The organism is Sulfurimonas sp. (genome assembly GCF_028713515.1).
Classification (GTDB): Bacteria; Campylobacterota; Campylobacteria; order Campylobacterales; family Sulfurimonadaceae; genus Sulfurimonas.
On the sequence record NZ_JAQTOD010000003.1, the window covers coordinates 269688 to 286659 of the forward strand.

General features: G+C 35.4%; 33 protein-coding genes. 25 read left to right on the forward strand and 8 right to left on the reverse strand.

The window, feature by feature from the left end; all coding sequences use genetic code 11:
* The 22 genes from rplC to infA all read left to right on the forward strand — a co-directional run bounded on the left by rplC (position 1) and on the right by infA (position 10352).
* Positions 1 to 576: a 50S ribosomal protein L3 gene (rplC, locus tag PHV22_RS07765; RefSeq protein WP_295022803.1), complete on the forward strand. Its 576-nt coding sequence runs from the start codon at positions 1 to 3 to the stop codon at positions 574 to 576.
* Positions 576 to 1190 carry a 50S ribosomal protein L4 gene (gene rplD / locus PHV22_RS07770; RefSeq protein WP_295022804.1) on the forward strand — a complete coding sequence of 205 codons (615 nt, stop codon included), beginning with the start codon at positions 576 to 578 and terminating at the stop codon, positions 1188 to 1190. The genes rplC and rplD overlap by 1 nt, the downstream gene beginning before the upstream one ends.
* Positions 1190 to 1471, forward strand: a complete 282-nt coding sequence (locus tag PHV22_RS07775) for a 50S ribosomal protein L23 (RefSeq protein ID WP_295022805.1) — start codon at positions 1190 to 1192, stop codon at positions 1469 to 1471. Before rplD ends, PHV22_RS07775 begins: the two co-directional genes overlap by 1 nt.
* Position 1472: 1 nt before the next feature.
* Positions 1473 to 2312, forward strand: coding sequence for a 50S ribosomal protein L2 (gene rplB, locus PHV22_RS07780; RefSeq protein ID WP_295022806.1), 840 nt, complete (start codon positions 1473 to 1475; stop codon positions 2310 to 2312).
* A gap of 4 nt (positions 2313 to 2316) precedes the next feature.
* Positions 2317 to 2592, forward strand: coding sequence for a 30S ribosomal protein S19 (gene rpsS / locus PHV22_RS07785; RefSeq protein ID WP_295022807.1), 276 nt, complete (start codon positions 2317 to 2319; stop codon positions 2590 to 2592).
* A gap of 2 nt (positions 2593 to 2594) precedes the next feature.
* Positions 2595 to 2912: a 50S ribosomal protein L22 gene (rplV, locus tag PHV22_RS07790; RefSeq protein ID WP_295022808.1), complete on the forward strand. Its 318-nt coding sequence runs from the start codon at positions 2595 to 2597 to the stop codon at positions 2910 to 2912.
* A gap of 1 nt (position 2913) precedes the next feature.
* Positions 2914 to 3639 carry a 30S ribosomal protein S3 gene (gene rpsC / locus PHV22_RS07795; protein WP_295022809.1) on the forward strand — a complete coding sequence of 242 codons (726 nt, stop codon included), beginning with the start codon at positions 2914 to 2916 and terminating at the stop codon, positions 3637 to 3639.
* A gap of 2 nt (positions 3640 to 3641) precedes the next feature.
* Positions 3642 to 4067 carry a 50S ribosomal protein L16 gene (gene rplP / locus PHV22_RS07800; RefSeq protein WP_295022810.1) on the forward strand — a complete coding sequence of 142 codons (426 nt, stop codon included), beginning with the start codon at positions 3642 to 3644 and terminating at the stop codon, positions 4065 to 4067.
* A complete protein-coding gene (gene rpmC, locus PHV22_RS07805; RefSeq protein ID WP_295022811.1) occupies positions 4054 to 4242 on the forward strand; it encodes a 50S ribosomal protein L29 in 189 nt (62 codons plus the stop codon). The genes rplP and rpmC overlap by 14 nt, the downstream gene beginning before the upstream one ends.
* Positions 4243 to 4251: 9 nt before the next feature.
* Positions 4252 to 4503 carry a 30S ribosomal protein S17 gene (gene rpsQ, locus PHV22_RS07810; RefSeq protein WP_295022812.1) on the forward strand — a complete coding sequence of 84 codons (252 nt, stop codon included), beginning with the start codon at positions 4252 to 4254 and terminating at the stop codon, positions 4501 to 4503.
* Positions 4500 to 4868: a 50S ribosomal protein L14 gene (gene rplN / locus PHV22_RS07815; RefSeq protein ID WP_295022813.1), complete on the forward strand. Its 369-nt coding sequence runs from the start codon at positions 4500 to 4502 to the stop codon at positions 4866 to 4868. The genes rpsQ and rplN overlap by 4 nt, the downstream gene beginning before the upstream one ends.
* Positions 4868 to 5098 (forward strand): 50S ribosomal protein L24, encoded by a 231-nt coding sequence (gene rplX / locus PHV22_RS07820; protein ID WP_295022814.1) that lies wholly within the window; start codon positions 4868 to 4870, stop codon positions 5096 to 5098. The genes rplN and rplX overlap by 1 nt, the downstream gene beginning before the upstream one ends.
* A gap of 3 nt (positions 5099 to 5101) precedes the next feature.
* Positions 5102 to 5653 carry a 50S ribosomal protein L5 gene (gene rplE / locus PHV22_RS07825; RefSeq protein ID WP_295022815.1) on the forward strand — a complete coding sequence of 184 codons (552 nt, stop codon included), beginning with the start codon at positions 5102 to 5104 and terminating at the stop codon, positions 5651 to 5653.
* Positions 5646 to 5831 (forward strand): type Z 30S ribosomal protein S14, encoded by a 186-nt coding sequence (locus tag PHV22_RS07830; RefSeq protein WP_011371935.1) that lies wholly within the window; start codon positions 5646 to 5648, stop codon positions 5829 to 5831. Before rplE ends, PHV22_RS07830 begins: the two co-directional genes overlap by 8 nt.
* 91 nt (positions 5832 to 5922) lie before the next feature.
* Complete coding sequence (gene rpsH, locus PHV22_RS07835) at positions 5923 to 6318, forward strand: 30S ribosomal protein S8 (RefSeq protein ID WP_295022816.1); 396 nt, start codon at positions 5923 to 5925, stop codon at positions 6316 to 6318.
* Positions 6319 to 6327: 9 nt separating this feature from the next.
* Complete coding sequence (gene rplF / locus PHV22_RS07840) at positions 6328 to 6864, forward strand: 50S ribosomal protein L6 (protein WP_295022817.1); 537 nt, start codon at positions 6328 to 6330, stop codon at positions 6862 to 6864.
* A 16-nt stretch (positions 6865 to 6880) separates the two neighbouring features.
* On the forward strand, positions 6881 to 7237 hold the full coding sequence (gene rplR / locus PHV22_RS07845) for a 50S ribosomal protein L18 (RefSeq protein WP_295022818.1): 357 nt from the start codon (positions 6881 to 6883) through the stop codon (positions 7235 to 7237).
* A gap of 8 nt (positions 7238 to 7245) precedes the next feature.
* Positions 7246 to 7686 (forward strand): 30S ribosomal protein S5, encoded by a 441-nt coding sequence (gene rpsE / locus PHV22_RS07850; protein ID WP_295022819.1) that lies wholly within the window; start codon positions 7246 to 7248, stop codon positions 7684 to 7686.
* Positions 7687 to 7689: 3 nt separating this feature from the next.
* Complete coding sequence (rplO, locus tag PHV22_RS07855) at positions 7690 to 8088, forward strand: 50S ribosomal protein L15 (protein ID WP_295022820.1); 399 nt, start codon at positions 7690 to 7692, stop codon at positions 8086 to 8088.
* Positions 8089 to 8090: 2 nt separating this feature from the next.
* Positions 8091 to 9353 carry a preprotein translocase subunit SecY gene (gene secY, locus PHV22_RS07860; RefSeq protein ID WP_295022821.1) on the forward strand — a complete coding sequence of 421 codons (1263 nt, stop codon included), beginning with the start codon at positions 8091 to 8093 and terminating at the stop codon, positions 9351 to 9353.
* Positions 9354 to 9356: 3 nt separating this feature from the next.
* On the forward strand, positions 9357 to 10115 hold the full coding sequence (gene map, locus PHV22_RS07865) for a type I methionyl aminopeptidase (protein WP_295022822.1): 759 nt from the start codon (positions 9357 to 9359) through the stop codon (positions 10113 to 10115).
* A gap of 18 nt (positions 10116 to 10133) precedes the next feature.
* On the forward strand, positions 10134 to 10352 hold the full coding sequence (infA, locus tag PHV22_RS07870; protein ID WP_008338996.1) for a translation initiation factor IF-1: 219 nt from the start codon (positions 10134 to 10136) through the stop codon (positions 10350 to 10352).
* A gap of 20 nt (positions 10353 to 10372) precedes the next feature.
* Here the strand turns inward: infA and PHV22_RS07875 are convergent, their stop codons facing one another.
* The 8 genes from PHV22_RS07875 to PHV22_RS07910 form a co-directional block, all read right to left on the reverse strand.
* Complete coding sequence (locus tag PHV22_RS07875) at positions 10373 to 10675, reverse strand: chorismate mutase (protein WP_366826477.1); 303 nt, start codon at positions 10673 to 10675, stop codon at positions 10373 to 10375.
* Positions 10676 to 10724: 49 nt separating this feature from the next.
* Positions 10725 to 11375 carry a hypothetical protein gene (locus PHV22_RS07880; RefSeq protein WP_295022823.1) on the reverse strand — a complete coding sequence of 217 codons (651 nt, stop codon included), beginning with the start codon at positions 11373 to 11375 and terminating at the stop codon, positions 10725 to 10727.
* The gene (locus PHV22_RS07885) at positions 11372 to 12307 is read right to left on the reverse strand and encodes an MlaD family protein (protein ID WP_295022824.1); all 936 of its coding nucleotides are present in this window, start codon (positions 12305 to 12307) and stop codon (positions 11372 to 11374) included. The genes PHV22_RS07880 and PHV22_RS07885 overlap by 4 nt, the downstream gene beginning before the upstream one ends.
* Positions 12297 to 12659, reverse strand: coding sequence for a hypothetical protein (locus PHV22_RS07890; protein ID WP_295022825.1), 363 nt, complete (start codon positions 12657 to 12659; stop codon positions 12297 to 12299). The genes PHV22_RS07885 and PHV22_RS07890 overlap by 11 nt, the downstream gene beginning before the upstream one ends.
* 98 nt (positions 12660 to 12757) lie before the next feature.
* Positions 12758 to 13546, reverse strand: coding sequence for an ABC transporter permease (locus PHV22_RS07895; protein WP_295022826.1), 789 nt, complete (start codon positions 13544 to 13546; stop codon positions 12758 to 12760).
* 3 nt (positions 13547 to 13549) lie between these two features.
* Positions 13550 to 14251 (reverse strand): lysophospholipid acyltransferase family protein, encoded by a 702-nt coding sequence (locus PHV22_RS07900; protein WP_295022827.1) that lies wholly within the window; start codon positions 14249 to 14251, stop codon positions 13550 to 13552.
* Between the two features lie 10 nt (positions 14252 to 14261).
* Entirely contained in the window at positions 14262 to 14468 is a 207-nt protein-coding gene (locus PHV22_RS07905) for a hypothetical protein (RefSeq protein ID WP_295022828.1), read from the reverse strand.
* A gap of 3 nt (positions 14469 to 14471) precedes the next feature.
* Entirely contained in the window at positions 14472 to 15320 is an 849-nt protein-coding gene (locus PHV22_RS07910) for a S1-like domain-containing RNA-binding protein (protein WP_295022829.1), read from the reverse strand.
* Positions 15321 to 15557: 237 nt separating this feature from the next.
* Here PHV22_RS07910 and PHV22_RS07915 point away from each other — a divergent pair, with 237 nt between their 5' ends.
* The 3 genes from PHV22_RS07915 (at position 15558) to PHV22_RS07925 (ending at position 16962) form a co-directional block, all read left to right on the forward strand.
* Positions 15558 to 16079 carry a DUF302 domain-containing protein gene (locus PHV22_RS07915; RefSeq protein ID WP_295022830.1) on the forward strand — a complete coding sequence of 174 codons (522 nt, stop codon included), beginning with the start codon at positions 15558 to 15560 and terminating at the stop codon, positions 16077 to 16079.
* A gap of 150 nt (positions 16080 to 16229) precedes the next feature.
* Positions 16230 to 16700, forward strand: coding sequence for a cyclic pyranopterin monophosphate synthase MoaC (moaC, locus tag PHV22_RS07920; protein ID WP_295022831.1), 471 nt, complete (start codon positions 16230 to 16232; stop codon positions 16698 to 16700).
* A complete protein-coding gene (locus PHV22_RS07925; protein ID WP_295022832.1) occupies positions 16681 to 16962 on the forward strand; it encodes a DUF493 domain-containing protein in 282 nt (93 codons plus the stop codon). Before moaC ends, PHV22_RS07925 begins: the two co-directional genes overlap by 20 nt.
* Positions 16963 to 16972: the final 10 nt, after the last annotated feature.

Sequence of the window (16972 nt, forward strand, 5' to 3'; positions counted from 1 at the left end):
ATGGAATACATCGTTGAAAAAATTGGTATGAGCCGTACTATCACAGTTCCTAGTAAATCTGTTACTCTTTTAAGAGTGTTAGATGCTAAGGTTTGTGAAGTAAATGAAGGTACTGCTATTGTTGCTTACAATATTGGTAAAAAATTGAACAAGCCTACTCAAGGTCAACAAAAAAAGTATGATATTTCATCTGAGTTTAACCGTTTTGTTACTTTAGAAGTAGCAAATAGCGAAGCTGGTGATTTAGATTTATCACCATTGGCAACTGCTAAAGTGTTAAAAGTTACTTTTAAAACAAAAGGTCGTGGATTTACTGGTGCTATGAAGCGCTGGAATTTCTCTGGTGGTCCTGCTGAACACGGTCATAGATTTGGTCGTTTGACAGGTTCAATCGGTAGTAATGAGTATCCAGGTCGTGTTATGAAGGGCAAGAAAATGCCTGGACAATACGGTAACACAACCAATAGTGTTAAAAATGAAATAATCTCTTTCGATGCTGAGAACAACATCTTAGTGGTATCTGGTTCAGTATCAGGTCCTAATGGTGCTTTGGGTCGTGTAAAGGTAGCTAAATAATGGGCGCAATTGTTCTAAATGAAAAAATGGAAAAAGCATCTGAGTTAGCATTACCAGAGAGCTTTGCTGGAATTAATCCACACAACTTATATCTATATGTTAAATCTGCACAAGCAGCTCAAAGAGCTAACAGTGCTTCAGCTTTAACTCGTGGACAAGTTAGAGGTGGTGGTAAGAAGCCATGGGCTCAAAAAGGTGGCGGTCGTGCGAGAGCTGGTTCTCGTCGTTCTCCAATCTTTGTGGGCGGTGGTAAAGCGTTTGGTCCTAATAACAATCGTAATTATGATCTTAAAGTTAATAAAAAGCAAAAGAAACTTGCTCTTAACTTCGCTCTAAACGAGCACGCTCAAAATGGAAGTCTATTCATCGTAGATAGTATTGAAGTTGCATCAGGTAAAACAAGAGATGCAGCAGCAATATTTAAAGCGCTTAACCAAAGAGATACTCTTTTTGTTAAAACTGTTTTAGATGAACAAACTTATTTAGCATTTGAAAATATCGCAAGTACTTATGTAATTGAAGAAAATGAATTAAATGCTTATTTAGCTGCAAACTATCGTTCACTTGTGATTGAAAAAGCAGTTTGGGAAAATCTTGTAGGAGAGGCTAAATAATGGCAGATATTACAGATATTAAATCTATACTTTATACAGAAAAGAGTTTAAGTCTTCAAGAAGATGGTGTTCTTGTTGTTCAAACATCTCCTCGTATGAGCAAGAGTGGTCTTAGAGAGGTATTTCGTGAGTACTTTGGAATTATTCCAACAAGAGTTAACTCACTTAATCAAACCGGAAAAATTAAAAAGTTCCGTGGTGTAGCTGGTAAACAAAATAACTTCAAAAAGTTTTATGTTAAATTACCTGAGGGTGCACAAATAGAAAGTTTGGCGGTTTAACATGGCAATAAAAACTTATAAACCAACAACTCCAAGTCGTCGTTTTTTAACAAATGTTGATAACAGTGATATCACTGCTAAGCCATCTGTTCGTTCACTATTAATAAAACTTCCTGCAAGTGCTGGTCGTAACAATAATGGTCGTATAACTTCTCGTCATAAAGAAGCTGGTGCTAAAAAACTTTACCGTATCATAGATTTCAAAAGAGATAAATTTGATGTTCCAGGTACGGTTAGCACTATAGAGTACGATCCATATCGTAACTGTCGTATTGCATTAGTTACTTATGTTGATGGTGACAAAAGATATATCCTGCAACCAAAAGGTTTAAAAGTTGGAGATGCAGTTATGTCTGCTAAAACTGGACTTGATGTTAAGCCAGGTAATGCGATGAAACTTATGAGTATTCCTGTTGGAACACTTGTTCATAATATTGAACTTAAAATTGGTAAAGGCGGACAACTAGTTCGTTCAGCTGGAACTTCTGCTCAAATTATGGGTCGTGATGGCAAGTATGTTTCACTTCGTATGCCTTCATCTGAGATGCGTTTAGTTCTTGGTGAGTGTATGGCTACTATCGGTATTGTTGGAAATGAAGAGTATATCAATATAGTTATCGGAAAAGCGGGTCGCTCTCGTCATATGGGTATCCGTCCTCAGACTCGTGGTTCAGCAATGAATCCAGTTGATCACCCGCATGGTGGTGGTGAAGGTAAAACAAATTCGGGTCGTCATCCGGTTACTCCATGGGGTAAACCAACTAAAGGTGCTAAAACTCGTCATAAAAAAGCTAGTGATAAACTAATTATTACTCGCCGTAAATCTAATCCGAAGAGGTAGTTAAATGGCAAGAAGCGTAAAAAAAGGTCCATTTATTGATGATCATTTACTTAAAAAAGTAGTTGAAGCTAAAGCAGAAGGCAATAAAAAGCCTATTAAAACTTGGTCTCGCAGAAGTATGGTTTTACCAGATATGGTAGGACTAACTTTAAATGTTCATAACGGAAGACAATTTGTTCCTGTTTTCGTAACAGAGAATCATATCGGTTACAAACTAGGTGAGTTCGCACCTACTCGTACATTCAAGGGCCATAAGGGCTCAGTTCAGAAGAAAGGGTAATCATGGCTAGAGCATTATTAAAATTTATCCGTGTTTCTCCAACTAAATCTCGTCTTATTGCAAGAGAGATTCAAGGTATGAACGCTGAGCTAGCATTGGCAGCTTTAGAGTTTACACCAAACAAAGCAGCAAAAATTATCTATAAAGTAGTTGCGTCAGCAGTTGCAAACAGTGGTAATGAAGCGGCAGATTGTGTAATTACATCATGTCGTGTTGATAACGGTCCAGTTCTTAAAAGATTTCGTCCTCGTGCTCGTGGTATGGCTTCTGGAATAAGAAAACCGACAGCACATATATTAGTAGAAGTAGAGGGTAAATAATATGGGTCAAAAAGTTAATCCTATTGGTTTACGTCTTGGTATCAACCGTAATTGGGAGAGTCGTTGGTTCCCTAATTTTAAGACTGCAGCAGCATCTTTGGGTGAAGATTACAAGATTCGTACATATTTGAAGAAAAAACTTTACTATGCTGGTGTTGCTAACATTATCATAGAGAGAACTGTTAAAAAACTTAGAGTAACTGTTGTTGCGGCTCGTCCTGGTATCATTATTGGTAAAAAGGGTGCGGACATTGAGACTCTTAAAACAGATCTTCAAAAACTTGTTGGTAAGCAAATATCAGTAAACATTAAAGAAGAGAAAAAAGCTCAAACTGTTTCTCAGCTTGTTGCTGAAAATGTAGCTACTCAACTTGAGAATCGTGTTGCTTTTAGAAGAGCTATGAAAAAAGTTATGCAAAATGCACAACGCTCAGGCGCTAAAGGTATTAAAATATCTGTAAGCGGTCGTCTTGGTGGAGCTGAAATGGCTCGTACTGAGTGGTATTTAGAGGGACGCGTTCCACTTCATACTCTTCGTGCAAAAATCGATTACGGTTTTGCTGAGGCTCATACTACTTATGGTTGTATCGGTGTAAAAGTTTGGATATTTAAAGGTGAGGTTCTCACTAAAGGTATCCCTGCTGAAGCTAAAGAAGAAGAAAAATCAGAGCAGCGTCGTCCAAACAAGCGTGCTCCAAAACGCGAAAATAGCGGAAAGGCTGAATAATTATGTTAATGCCTAAAAGAACTAAATACCGTAAAATGATGAAAGGGCGTAACCGTGGTAACGCTCGTTCAGGATTTACGCTTGCATTTGGCGATATTGCAATTAAGGCTGTTGAGGCGGGTCGTATTAACTCTCGTCAAATCGAATCAGCTCGTATTACAGCTACTCGTCATATCAAAAGATCTGGTAAGATTTGGATTCGTGTTTTCCCTGCAAAACCGTTAACTGCAAAACCTCTTGAAACTCGTATGGGTAAAGGTAAAGGTTCAGTTGACCAATGGGTTATGAACATTAAACCAGGTCGTATAATTTTTGAGATGGCTGGTGTTCCAGAAGAGCTTGCTCGTGAAGCATTAACTCTTGCGTTACACAAATTACCATTCAAAACAAAAATAATAACTGCGGAGATGAGCAATGAAATATTCTGATTTAGCAGATAAAAACTCGGTTGAATTAAAAGCTATGCTTAAAACAAGAAAAACAGAGCTTTTTACTTTAAAAATAAAAAAACAGATGATGCAATTACAAAATAGTAGCGAACTTAAAATAGCTAAAAAAGATATTGCAAGAATCAATACTGCACTTACTGCAGTATCGAAATAGGGGCAAGCAATGACACATAAGCGTGAAATTCAAGGTAGCGTAGTTAAAATTGCAGGCGACAAGACAGCAACTGTTCTTGTTGAGCGTCGTGTAATGCACCCTCGTTACCATAAAGTTGTAAAGCGTTTCAAAAAGTACTTGGTACATGATGAGCGCAATGAGTTAAAAGTTGGCGATAAGGTTGTTGCAATCGAGTGTCGCCCACTTTCTAAAACAAAATCTTATAGACTTAAAACAGTAGTATCAGGAGAAAATTCATGATTCAAAGTTTTAGTCGTTTAGTTGTAGCTGATAACACAGGTGCAAAAGAGATTATGTGTATTAAGGTACTTGGTGGTTCTAAGCGTCGTTACGCAACAGTAGGTGATGTTATTATTGCTTCTGTAAAAAAAGCGACTCCAACTGCTAAAGTTAAAAAAGGTAAAGTTGTAAAAGCTGTTATCGTTAGAACATCTAAAGAGGTTCACCGTGAAAATGGTTCTCTTATCCGTTTTGATGATAATGCAGCTGTTATACTTGATGACAAAAGAGAGCCAATTGGCACTCGTATTTTCGGCCCTGTTGCTCGTGAAGTACGATATGCTGGTTTTATGAAGATTGTATCTCTTGCGCCGGAGGTTGTTTGATGGCAAAGATTAAATTCAAGAAAGGCGATACTGTTGAAATTATCGCTGGTGATGATCGTGGAACTAAAGCAAAAGTGCTTTCAGTTTTAGTAAAAAAGAACAAAGTTATTGTTGAGGGTTGTAAAATTGCTAAAAAAGCAATCAAACCAACTGAAGACAATACTAAAGGCGGACATATCAATAAAGAGATGCCAATAGATATTTCAAATGTTCGTAAAGTGGAGGCATAATAGATGGCTCGTTTTAAAGATAAATATTTAAGTTTAAGATCTGAGTTACAAGCAGAGTTAGGGATTAAAAACCCTATGCAGGCACCAGCATTTGATAAAATTATTATTTCAGTTGGTACTGGTTTTGCAATGAAAGATAACAAGCTTATCCAAAACATAGAAGATACAATTACAGCAATCGCTGGTCAAAAAGCATCAACCGTAATAGCTAAAAAATCTGTTGCAGGTTTTAAAGTTCGTGAAGGTATGCCAGTTGGTGTTCGTGTTACTCTTCGTGGTGAGAATATGTATAACTTCTTAGATCGTTTGATTTCTGTTGCACTTCCTCGTGTGAAAGATTTCCGTGGTGTTCCAAGAAATGGTTTTGATGGTCGTGGTAATTATAACTTCGGACTACAAGAGCAACTTATTTTTACTGAAGTTAATTATGATTCTGTAATGCAAATTCATGGTATGAATATCACAGTTGTAACTACTGCTGATTCAGACAAAGCAGGATTTGCTCTTCTAGAAAAAATGGGTATGCCTTTTACTAAAGGAAGCAACAATGGCTAAAAAGTCAATGATCGTAAAAGCGGCAAGAGAGCCGAAATTTAAAGTTCGTGGTTACACTAGATGTCAGATTTGTGGTCGTCCACACTCTGTAATTCGTGATTTTGGTATCTGTCGCGTTTGCTTTAGAAAAATGGCAAATGAAGGGTTAATCCCAGGCGTTAGAAAGTCTTCTTGGTAATATAACGCAAGTGCTAATCTCTCTTTTAGATAGATTTGACACTGTTATATATTGATTAGATACTGCTAATTGCATAGCATAAGGAAAAAATATGATAAATGATTTAGTATCGGATGCGTTAACTCGTATTCGTAATGCTGGTATGAGAAGATTATCGGTTACAACTTTGGTACATTCAAAAGGTATTGAAGCTCTAGCTAATATTCTAGTGGAAAAAGGTTACCTTGAGAGTGCTAATGTTATCGAAGATGGCGTTAAAAAAACTATCAAAGTTGTATTAAAATACAATGATGCAGGTAAAACCGTTATTAATGAAATGAAAAGAATTTCTAAGCCTGGTCGTCGTGTTTACGAGGGTAAAGAGAATATAAAGCGTTTCAAAAATGGTTACGGAACTATTATTGTTAGTACATCACATGGCATACTACCAAATGACAAGGCTTATGCTCTTGGCGTTGGTGGCGAAGTTATGTGTACGATTTGGTAGGGAGATAACATGTCAAGAATTGGTAAATTACCTGTAATAGTTGCAGCTGATATTAATGTTAGCGTAAATGAAAATGTTATAACTTTTGCTAAAGGCAAAAATAGTGTTGATTTAGATACAAAAGGAAATGTTGGCTTCAAACTTGAAGACAAAACATTAACTTTTAGTAATCTTTCGGATGCTCGTACTCATAGAGCTTTCTGGGGAACATACCGTGCTCTAGCTGCTAATATTGTTACTGGTTTATCTACTGGATATACAAAAGCTTTAGAGATTAACGGTGTTGGTTACCGTGCTGCTGTAAATGGTCAAGTTCTTAATTTACAGTTAGGTTTTTCTCATGATGTTAACTATGAGTTACCAGAAAGTGTAGAAGCTTCTGTTGAAAAGAATGTTATTACTTTAAAGTCTCATGACAAGCAAGTTCTTGGTCAAGTTGCTGCTGAAATTAGATCATTCCGTCCACCAGAACCATACAAAGGTAAAGGTGTTAAATACGTTGGAGAAGTTATCGCGCGCAAAGCCGGTAAAACTTCTAAAAAGTAAGGGAGGGTATTAAATAATGAATGCAAAAGTATTAAAAAGTAAAGTCGTTAATCGTTTAAAGCGTAAGCGTCGTATTCGTGCAAAAATATCTGGATCTGCTTTAGTTCCTCGTGTTTCTGTTTTTAAATCAAATCGTTTTTTAAGCGTACAAGCTATTGATGATGTGGCAAGTGTAACTTTGGCTGGACTTAATTCTAAAGCAATTAATCACAGATCAAACAAGGAAGGTGCAGTTGCACTTGCTGAGGCATTTGCTGCAACACTAAAAAAAGCTAATGTTACAGAAATCGTATTTGATCGTAATGGTTACCAATACCACGGTGTTATAGCTGCATTTGGTGACGCACTTCGTGCAAACGAAATTAAGTTCTAGGGGTTAAAATGGAAATCAATAGAGAAGAATTTGAAGAATCAATTGTAAATATTGGTCGCGTTACAAAAGTTGTAAAAGGTGGTCGTAGATTTCGTTTTACGGCTCTTATAGTGGTTGGTAATAAAAAAGGCACTATCGGATATGGTACTGGAAAAGCGAAAGAGGTTCCAGATGCTATTAAAAAAGCAGTAGATAATGCATTTAAAAACTTAACAACGATAAGAATTAAAGGTACAACTATTGCACATGATATTGAGCAAAAATATAATGCAAGTCGTGTTTTATTAAAGCCAGCATCAGAGGGTACTGGACTAATTGCAGGTGGTGCAACTCGTCCAGTTCTTGAACTTGCAGGTATTAAAGATGTACTTACAAAATCAATTGGCTCAAACAATCCAAATACACTAGTGCGCGCTACGGTTGATGCATTAAGTCGCTTGAAAGGATAGAAAATGAGTATTGATAATTTAACTCCAGCTCCAGGCTCAACAAGCTCTCGTAAGAGAGTAGGTCGTGGTTGTGGAAGTGGAATGGGTAAAACTTCTACTCGCGGTGGAAAAGGGCAAACGGCTCGTACTGGAAGTAAAAGAAAAAGAAATTTTGAGGGTGGACAAACTCCATTAGCAAAAAGATTGCCTAAAATTGGTTTTAAATCTCGCGTAGTTAAACCATATGTAATCAATGTTGATAAAATTACAGCTGTATTAGAACTAGCTGAAATTACTGTTGAAGCTCTTCGTGGTGTTCACAAGATGTCTTTATCGGTATCAAAAGTTAAATTAGTTGGTGCATCAGCAAAAGAGCTAGCATCAAAAATTAAAGACGACAACGTTACAACTACAGGTAAATAGTCGTGAATAAAAATCTAGTAAATAAGATATTTATTACTATCGGGTTTTTATTTATCTACCGCTTACTGGCATATGTGCCAGTTCCTGGCGTAGATAGTCTTGTAATAGCTTCTTTCTTCAAATCACATCAATCAGATTCACTCGGTCTATTCAATATGTTTAGTGGCAATGCTGTTGAACGAATGTCTATAATCGCACTTGGAATCATGCCTTATATTACCGCATCTATCATTATGGAACTTCTAGCTGCTACATTTGCTCCTCTTGGTCAAATGAAAAAAGAGCGAGACGGAATGGTGAAATATATGCAGATAATTCGTTATGCAACTATTGTAATAACAGTTATTCAGGCAATTGGTATAAGTGTTGGATTACAGAGTTTAACTGGACCAAATGGAAACAGCGCGATTCTTGTAGATCATAATACATTTATAATACTCTCTGCGGTTTCTATGCTTGCAGGAACAATGTTATTGATGTGGATTGGTGAGCAGATAACTCAGGCTGGTATAGGCAATGGAATTTCTCTTATTATCTTTGCAGGTATTGTATCGGCGATTCCAAAAGGAATTGGTCAAATGTTTACTATGGTAAATAGTGGTGCTATGAGCTTCTTTGTTGTGCTTGCTATTCTTGCTCTTGTGTTTGGAACGGTTGCTATTATTATTTATGTTGAGCTTGGTGAACGCCGTGTCCCTGTTACTTATGCTAAAAAAGTGATTATGCAGAATCAAAACAAAAGAATCATGAACTATATTCCTATTAAGGTTAACCTTGCTGGTGTTATCCCTGTTATCTTTGCTAGTGCAATTTTAATGTTTCCAATGACTGTTTTATCAAGCAGTACAAATCCTACACTAGTTGCTATTGCTGATCATCTAAATCCAAATAGTTACTTTTTTAATTTTCTAACATTTGTATTTGTTGTATTCTTTGCATTCTTTTATGCGTCAATTACTTTTAATGCAAAAGATATTTCAGAAAATCTAAAAAAACAGGGTGGATTTATTCCAGGTATTCGTACCGGTGAAGCTACTAAAGATTTCTTGAATGAGACAGCAGGTAGATTGACTTTTACGGGTGCACTTTATCTTGGACTTATTGCAACTTTGCCAGTTATGATTATAAAAGGAATGGGAGTCCCATTCTTTTTTGGTGGTACAGCGGTTCTAATTGTTGTTCAAGTAGCACTTGATACAATGAGAAAAATTGAAGCTCAGGTTTATATGAGCAAGTACCAAACATTAAGTGCAGTTGGTCTTTAAATAATGGCCATTGCGCTTAGAAAACCTGGGGAAATAGAGAAACTTAGAGCTGCCAATAAAATTGTTGGCGGCGCACTAGAGCTACTAAGACAAAATACAAAAGCAGGGGTTTCTTTAAAAGAACTTGATGCTATGGCAGAGAAGTATATTCTCTCTCATGGTGCCAGACCATCTTTTAAAGGCCTTTATGGCTTTCCTAATGCAGTTTGCACATCACTCAATCAAGTTATTATCCACGGTATCCCAACTGATTACAAGCTTCAAGATGGCGATATAATCGGCTATGATGTTGGTACGGAGCTTGATGGATGGTTTGGAGATGCTGCTATTACTGTTGCGGTTGGAGAAGTATCTACTAAGGACGAAGAGCTTATTGCATGTGCAAAAGAGAGTCTTTATGAAGCAATATCATCTATAAAAGTTGGTATGAGATTTAAAGAACTTTCTCAAATTTTAGAGTTGTCCATTCGCTCAAGAGGGTTTGTTCCATTACATAGTTTTTGTGGACATGGAATTGGAAAGAAGCCCCACGAAGAACCTGAGATACCAAACTATTTGAATGGTAAAAGTTCAAAAGATGGTCCAAAGATTAAAGATGGAATGGTTTTTTGTTTGGAGCCCATGATATGTCAAAAAGATTCGAAACCACTTATTTTAGAGAATAAATGGGATGTTGTCAGTGCCGATGGTTTACGCGGCTCACACTACGAGCATACTGTTGCAATTGTCAATGGTAAAGCTGAAATTTTATCTCAAGCTTAGAGAAGAAGAAGGATTAAAATGGCTAAATCAGATGTTATCGAAGTAGATGGCAAGATTATAGAGGCTTTGCCAAATGCAACATTTCGTGTAGAGTTAGAAAACGGACACATAATTTTATGTCATATCGCTGGGAAAATGCGTATGCATTACATCAAAATACTACCAGGCGACAAAGTAAAGCTAGAGTTAACGCCTTACTCGCTTGATAAAGGTCGTATCACTTACAGATACAAATAATTTATCCTTTTTTGGATAAATTAAAACGCTTGCTTGTTTCTAAATTCAGATATCTCCATCTCAACCATCTCATTTATCATAATTGTAAATAGTTCTGACATCATATTTGGAGAAATTCCTGCTTGAATGGCAGCATGGCGAACTTTTTGTAAAATAAACTCTATTCTCTCCTCGGCCTTTACCTCATCGACGCTATTTTTAAAAGCAGCTGCTTGTCTAATTAGATGACTTCTTTGCGAAATTAACTCAACTAGTTTATCATCAATAATATCTATCTCATCTCTAACTTCTTTGAGTGAACTGCATGTTTTTATATTTTGCATCTAATTTTCCTCTTATTGTATTTACTATATGGTAGATTATAGCCTAATTTTAAGAACCAAGTATAGAAATTTTTCGGGCTATTTTTTCTTTTTGTATTGAATCAAAAGTCCTATTTTTTTTGATATTTAGCCAATAAATTACAACTTTTTTGTATCCATAAAGAGATGCTGTGCTTATAACTTTATCAATTGATTCATCATCCGCAGAATCCTCCAAAATGGCAGTGCAAAGAAACATAGATGTAGCCTCTTTTATCTCTCTTAGTGTTTCGTTAGCTTTTTTATAGTCTTGTTCTTTTAAATAACGCGAGAAGTTTTTATACTGTTTTGGAAGTAATTTTAAACTATCATCAGAGCTTTGTTTGTTAATAAACAAAAAATAACTATTGAGCGTTTCATCTTTTATTAGCGAAGATATTTTCTCGTAATTTTCACACTTATCACTTATTCCAACGCTTATGTTTAATGCACATTCACCTAAATATATTCTAGCTAGCGTAGTTAAGTCATCGCTGCTTTTTGCATGTTTTATGGCTCTAGAGAGATCATTTTTTGCCAAAGTATCGTTCGAGCTTAGAAAGTTTTTTTGGTAAGAATCAAAGGCGTTAATGCTCTTAAACTGCCACTCATTAGGTGGTGTATCAAATGAACATGCAAAAAACAAAAATAGGACTACTAAGTATAAAAATAGTTTTTTCATGGTAGTTTTATCTCACTTTTTTTCTTATTTTGTAAAATTCCATCAACTCTGTCCATAATCTGATTTGATTTTATTAAACCAACGGATATCTGCTCTTTTAGCTCAACTAAATCTTTATCATAACTACCAACAGTTTTTACGGTTGAGTCGAGGGTATCAAGTTTTTGTTTTACATCTTTTAAAATCTTCTCTAGCTCTTGCGCTGAGACTGAGGCAGGAGTGACTATATTTGCATCAAGTTTCGCCGTTATGGCGCTTATATCTTTGCTGATTTTATCCACTTCTCCTACAATTTTGGTGGTTGAATTAATGGTTTTGATAAGATTTTTAGTGGAGGCATCATCACCAGTTACAGAGGTTAAAAGAGAGTTGCTCACAGCTAAATTCCCACTAAATTTTTCTATGTTTTGCATTGTTTTATTGAGATTTGAATCATCTTTTGACATTTTCGAGGTAATTATATCAATAGAATTTACTATGTTTATAAGCCTGTTTACAGCCGGTTCAAACTTTGAAATCATATCGTTTATATCATCGCTCTTAAGTATAACCAACTGCGAGCCCTCTTTGAGGGTTTTGTTTCCTTTTGCTGAGTAGAGTTCTATGTGTGGGGAGCCAATAAGAGGCTTTTTTATCATCAAAACACTATCCTCTGCTATCCATTTTCTATATTTTGATGTTACGGAAAATGTCATAAAAACGCTTCCATCATCCTTTAGAGCAATATTGTCAATAACACCAATGTTGAACCCTGAAAACTTTAATGGCATCCCAACATTAAATGTTTCTGCGCTGTCTGTACTAAAATGGTAGCTGTATCTTTTATCAAAAGTCCCTTTTTCATCTAAAAGTAAGTAGAGTGAAGCAAAGATTGTTAAAATCAGAATTGATACAAAAAGCCCTACGGCAAATTTCATTTTTTCATACTGCATAAATTTTCCCCTCCAGATTAGAGTCACTATAATAATTTTTATTTGAGACAAGGTCTAAAATATAGATACATTTATCACTATTTAGAACCGATATCTTTTTTAAAATATTTTTCATATCCTCAAAACTACTTGTCAACAAGAAAAGAGGCACTATGATAACCCGTTTTTTCTCTGTCATTAAGGCTCTGATTAGCATAACGAAAAAGATCTCTAGAGAGTTACATTGTGGGACTCTTTTTAGAGCAATTTCACCTAATTCTATCTTTTGAAGCATCTCAAACGCTTCATTTTCGGCATCTTTAATACTCTTGTGTTCGTGCGTCTCTTTGATTAGAGCAATATTTTCACACATATTTAGATTGGAAATCAGAGGAGTATCTTTTGATATAAGTGCATACTCTTTTTGTATGGAGATAAACTCATCGATTTGTGAATGAGTATGAAATAGAGTTAGATTGACTGAAGCAGTAATGATATCACCTCGATAAAAAATAGAGCTATAAAGAGCTTAACCATACCATTTAAAACAGATATTGGTATAGCAGTATAGCTATTTGCAGTTTTAAGTCCACTCTGTATCGGAATAAACATGACTACGAAACCAAAAGAGATGCCTTTGAGTAAAAGCGTAAAAATATCTTTAATCTCAACTGCACTGATCAGTATGGACTTATATGTGTGAAGATCCATGTTTAAGTAAAATAGAGTAAAGATATAGCCACTTGTTAGCATTATCATAGAGAAGATGATTGAGAGAGCCGTTACGCTGATTATGCCACTAACTATTCTTGGTATAAAGAGGTAGCTTACGATATCTATTTTGTACTCTTTTAGACTGTTGAGCTCTTTATTTACATTCATAACTGCGATTTCTGTATTTACGGCAGTTCCAGAGCGAAGAGATATGAGAAGTGCCGTAAAAAATGGGGAAAATTCATCTACTGAGAAAGTAATTAAAATTGAACCAATATTATTTTGAAGACCATATAGTGTGGCGAGAGAGATAACAACGCCGATGATTACAGAGCCAAATAGTACCGCCATTACGCTAAAGAGAGGTATTATCTGGACTGTTGTGAAGTATATCTGTTTTATGAGCACCATTTTACTAGCAGGAGAGTAGCTGTTGGGGTTAAACATTAACATAAAGCAGATGATAGCAAATTTCAGAGTACTAAAAAATGATAAAAAGTAGGCAGTAGTTCTATCTCCAATGCCCATAATCACTTTTAAAATCACAACTTATTCCGCCTTTGAGTCTTTAATGTTAAACTGTTTCTTAAAACTCTCTTGAATCGAGCATCCTTTGTCTTTGTGGTCTATAATATCACCTATTTCAATGCTTATAGTTCGTCTTTGAGATGAGCTTTTTATAGCAGACATCAAAGTGGCATCTGCTCTTGCATGTATAAAAACTGGAAGAATTGGAAGTCTATTTTTTATGGCGATTATCTGTGCGCCCTCTTTAAACTTACCAATTGGTGCATCGCTTTTATTTCTAGTTCCTTCTGGAAACATATAGATTGAGTTACCTTCTTTAACGCACTCTTTAACATCTTTAAAGAAGCCATTCATCTGCGTGGCGTCTCTATCTAGTAAAACTGAACCACCATTTCTAACAAATAGTCCAAAAAACAGTGAATTATAGAGCTCTTTTTTAGAGATCCAATAACCAAATACCTTACTATTTTTTGTGGCAATTTCAACTATAAGAGGATCTATAATTGTTCTATGGTTTGAGATTAAGAGATACTGCCCATCTTTTGGAAGCTTTTCTTCATTGATTACTTCTATTTGGATGTTTAGCTTATTTAGTAATTTTTGTGCATACTCGATTCTTAGGCTTTTTTTCTCTTGCAAATTTTTAGCGTTTTTTAGTCTCAGCCCATAGTAGTTTGTAATTACTATAGAGTAAAGAGCCATTTTAAGTTGATTGAATGTCAAAAATTCTCCATTAGTTTGGTTTGATTATCTTTTTTATCTCTTTTGGCATATGTGCAAAAGGAAGCGTCTGCATTCCAAGCTTTACGCCATCATCTACAGCCATAACATCAACCATCATTTGCGAAGGATAGAATCTTATAACTTTGTAAGAGACTTTTTTTATCTCAAATGCTATCTTTTTTTCAGACAGCTCTATGCTTTTTTTATCTTTCGCCATAATCTAGCTCCTCAGATATAAGCCAGTATCTTTGACTTCTATTTTTTCATCATTTTGTAACATTGTCAAAGCGCTTTTATAGGCTTTTTTGCTAAGTCCAAAAAACTCTGTTATAAGTTCGGCATCGCTTTTATAGTTGTAAGGTAAAATCCCACCGTTTTGTTTCAAGAGTGATAAAACTATCTCAGATGCTACATCTTTTTGTTTGCCACCACAAGCTTGAAGACTCAAATCAATACATCCATCTTTTCTCACTGTTTTTACAAAAGCACTTCTCTCATCGCCAATATTTACCTTTTGGAATATCTCGTTGTGGTAAATCAAACCCTCATATCTCTCTTCAACAATACACTTAAATCCAAGTGGTGTTTTTGCAATTATGATGATTTTTACCTCTTGATTTGGGTAAAGTCCCTTGACTCTTTTTTCAAAAAAATCACCAAGCTTCTCTGTTCCTACAAGTCTGTGAGTTCTCTCATCATAAACAACTTTTAAAAATCGCTTATCTCCAACTTTAAATGGCTCTTTTTGAAACATATTTGGAACGAGCAAATCTTTTAGGAGCCCCCATTTTACAAATGCTCCAAAAGGTGCGACATCTACAACTTCAAATAGTGCGTATTCGTTTAGCATCGCAGTTGGTTTTAGTGTAGTTGCTATAAGTCTATCTTCTGAATCGGTATATAAGAAAACATCTAAAAGGTCACCATCGTGCATCTTGTCGGTTACATAGGCCTGTGGAAGAAGCACATCTCTCTCATCAAGCGAGGTTAAAAATATACCGTGTGGGGTGTGCCTATCTATGAGTAGAGTGTTTATTGTTCCGAGTTCTAAGTATTGGTTTTGTTTCAAAATTTTTCCTTGTTTTTCCGTCTTTCTCAACTCTTTTTGAGAATAATTATAACATTATATCCAGATTGAGATTTTGTATAAAAACAACTTGATTGCTTCTTGGGTAGATAGTTTGCAATGATTCCAATAAAATAAACAATCGGTATTAATTTTAAAATAGATTTAGCTAAATTTTGTTATATTATTATCACAAAAAAATAAAGAGTTTAGCCTCATCTGCTAAAAATAAGGAATAAAATGAAAAAACTAATCTTAACCCTGCTTCTTCTATTGTCAAGTAATTTAATGGCTGCTCAGGGTAGCATATATAAGAAGATTATAAATGAGCCTTATGATGATTATTTTCCTAAGCTGAAAAAAGCAATTGAAGCGAATCACATGAATATTGTCTCTGAGATAGATCTTATGAGTAGATTTAAAGAAGCTGGATATCAAAAAAAGTTTGGTGCTGATTTTAATAAAAACAAACTTGAAAAAGTTACATCGCTGGTTATTTGTAATGGCTATGTTGCTAATCAAATCTCTAATATAGATATTGAAATGATGGCATTTTGTCCAGTTCGTATCTCCGTTATACAGCGAGGTGGCAAAACTATAGTTCTATTTATAAAGGCATCGGGGATTGCTACAAATAAAAAAGCAGCTTCACTTTTAAAATCTCTTGATGATGTTATAGTACATACGATTGATTTAAGTGTTGATAAGTATATGGAAAAATCATTTGCTCCTTCTTCGTTTCAAGGTAAACACGAAGACTAATCTACTTAAACCAGCTTGTAGCATAATTGCTATAGGCTAAAGCCCCATTTATAAAAAATTACCACTCTTTAGAAATAGAATTCATACTAATTTGCTATTATTCATATCCATTGGCTATAATAAATCAAGTAAAATAAAAAAGAGAAATATATGAAATTAACACATCTAGATGAAAAAGACAGACCTAAAATGGTTGATGTAAGCGAAAAAAATCTCACGACGAGGGTTGCTGTAGCAAGTGGGATTATAGAGATGAGTCAAGATGCTTATGATGCTATAGTGGGCGAGAAGACAAAGAAAGGTCCTGTGCTTCAAACTGCGGTTATTGCTGCAATTATGGGAACCAAAAAAACAAGTGAACTTATCCCAATGTGCCATCCGCTTAATCTTAGCGGCATCAATTGTGATGTTGAAGAACTATTAGAACTACCAGGATTTAAACTAACACTAACTGCAAAACTAACAGGTCAAACTGGTGTTGAGATGGAGGCGCTAACTGGAGTTAGCATAGGACTTCTAACGATTTACGATATGGTAAAAGCCATAGATAAAGGCATGGTTATTCGTCATGTTCAATTAGAGAGAAAATCAGGAGGAAAAAGTGGAGACTTTAAACGATAACACTCCTTTTTCGGAGAAAAAATTAGAGCTTAACTACCCGTGTTCATGGTCATATAAGCTGATTGCTGGCGAGAAAGAGACGCTAGAAAAAGCAATCAGAGATGTAGTGGAAGAGAGAATTCACAAGATTGAGCACTCAAATGTAAGTAAAGGCGGTAAGTATATCAGCATGAATCTTGAGATGATTGTACATAACGAAGATGATAGAAACTTTATATATGAAGCACTAAAAGCGCATCAAGATATAAAGATGGTTCTATAAAATCAAGGAG

Excerpts from the sequence above, each read along its gene's own strand:
- rplV (WP_295022808.1), top strand. The coding sequence starts at position 2,595 with ATGGCTAGAGCATTATTAAAATTTATCCGTGTTTCTCCAACTAAATCT.
- rplC (WP_295022803.1), top strand. The coding sequence starts at position 1 with ATGGAATACATCGTTGAAAAAATTGGTATGAGCCGTACTATCACAGTT.
- rpsH (WP_295022816.1), top strand. The coding sequence starts at position 5,923 with ATGATAAATGATTTAGTATCGGATGCGTTAACTCGTATTCGTAATGCT.
- PHV22_RS07775 (WP_295022805.1), top strand. The coding sequence starts at position 1,190 with ATGGCAGATATTACAGATATTAAATCTATACTTTATACAGAAAAGAGT.
- PHV22_RS07880 (WP_295022823.1), bottom strand. The coding sequence starts at position 11,375 with ATGAAAAAACTATTTTTATACTTAGTAGTCCTATTTTTGTTTTTTGCA.
- moaC (WP_295022831.1), top strand. The coding sequence starts at position 16,230 with ATGAAATTAACACATCTAGATGAAAAAGACAGACCTAAAATGGTTGAT.
- rplO (WP_295022820.1), top strand. The coding sequence starts at position 7,690 with ATGAGTATTGATAATTTAACTCCAGCTCCAGGCTCAACAAGCTCTCGT.
- PHV22_RS07890 (WP_295022825.1), bottom strand. The coding sequence starts at position 12,659 with ATGTGTGAAAATATTGCTCTAATCAAAGAGACGCACGAACACAAGAGT.
- rplP (WP_295022810.1), top strand. The coding sequence starts at position 3,642 with ATGTTAATGCCTAAAAGAACTAAATACCGTAAAATGATGAAAGGGCGT.
- rplD (WP_295022804.1), top strand. The coding sequence starts at position 576 with ATGGGCGCAATTGTTCTAAATGAAAAAATGGAAAAAGCATCTGAGTTA.
- rpsC (WP_295022809.1), top strand. The coding sequence starts at position 2,914 with ATGGGTCAAAAAGTTAATCCTATTGGTTTACGTCTTGGTATCAACCGT.
- PHV22_RS07830 (WP_011371935.1), top strand. The coding sequence starts at position 5,646 with ATGGCTAAAAAGTCAATGATCGTAAAAGCGGCAAGAGAGCCGAAATTT.
- rpmC (WP_295022811.1), top strand. The coding sequence starts at position 4,054 with ATGAAATATTCTGATTTAGCAGATAAAAACTCGGTTGAATTAAAAGCT.
- rpsS (WP_295022807.1), top strand. The coding sequence starts at position 2,317 with ATGGCAAGAAGCGTAAAAAAAGGTCCATTTATTGATGATCATTTACTT.
- rplE (WP_295022815.1), top strand. The coding sequence starts at position 5,102 with ATGGCTCGTTTTAAAGATAAATATTTAAGTTTAAGATCTGAGTTACAA.
- PHV22_RS07885 (WP_295022824.1), bottom strand. The coding sequence starts at position 12,307 with ATGCAGTATGAAAAAATGAAATTTGCCGTAGGGCTTTTTGTATCAATT.
- map (WP_295022822.1), top strand. The coding sequence starts at position 9,357 with ATGGCCATTGCGCTTAGAAAACCTGGGGAAATAGAGAAACTTAGAGCT.
- rplX (WP_295022814.1), top strand. The coding sequence starts at position 4,868 with ATGGCAAAGATTAAATTCAAGAAAGGCGATACTGTTGAAATTATCGCT.
- rpsQ (WP_295022812.1), top strand. The coding sequence starts at position 4,252 with ATGACACATAAGCGTGAAATTCAAGGTAGCGTAGTTAAAATTGCAGGC.
- PHV22_RS07915 (WP_295022830.1), top strand. The coding sequence starts at position 15,558 with ATGAAAAAACTAATCTTAACCCTGCTTCTTCTATTGTCAAGTAATTTA.
- PHV22_RS07905 (WP_295022828.1), bottom strand. The coding sequence starts at position 14,468 with ATGGCGAAAGATAAAAAAAGCATAGAGCTGTCTGAAAAAAAGATAGCA.
- rplR (WP_295022818.1), top strand. The coding sequence starts at position 6,881 with ATGAATGCAAAAGTATTAAAAAGTAAAGTCGTTAATCGTTTAAAGCGT.
- infA (WP_008338996.1), top strand. The coding sequence starts at position 10,134 with ATGGCTAAATCAGATGTTATCGAAGTAGATGGCAAGATTATAGAGGCT.
- rpsE (WP_295022819.1), top strand. The coding sequence starts at position 7,246 with ATGGAAATCAATAGAGAAGAATTTGAAGAATCAATTGTAAATATTGGT.
- rplB (WP_295022806.1), top strand. The coding sequence starts at position 1,473 with ATGGCAATAAAAACTTATAAACCAACAACTCCAAGTCGTCGTTTTTTA.
- rplF (WP_295022817.1), top strand. The coding sequence starts at position 6,328 with ATGTCAAGAATTGGTAAATTACCTGTAATAGTTGCAGCTGATATTAAT.
- PHV22_RS07875 (WP_366826477.1), bottom strand. The coding sequence starts at position 10,675 with ATGCAAAATATAAAAACATGCAGTTCACTCAAAGAAGTTAGAGATGAG.
- rplN (WP_295022813.1), top strand. The coding sequence starts at position 4,500 with ATGATTCAAAGTTTTAGTCGTTTAGTTGTAGCTGATAACACAGGTGCA.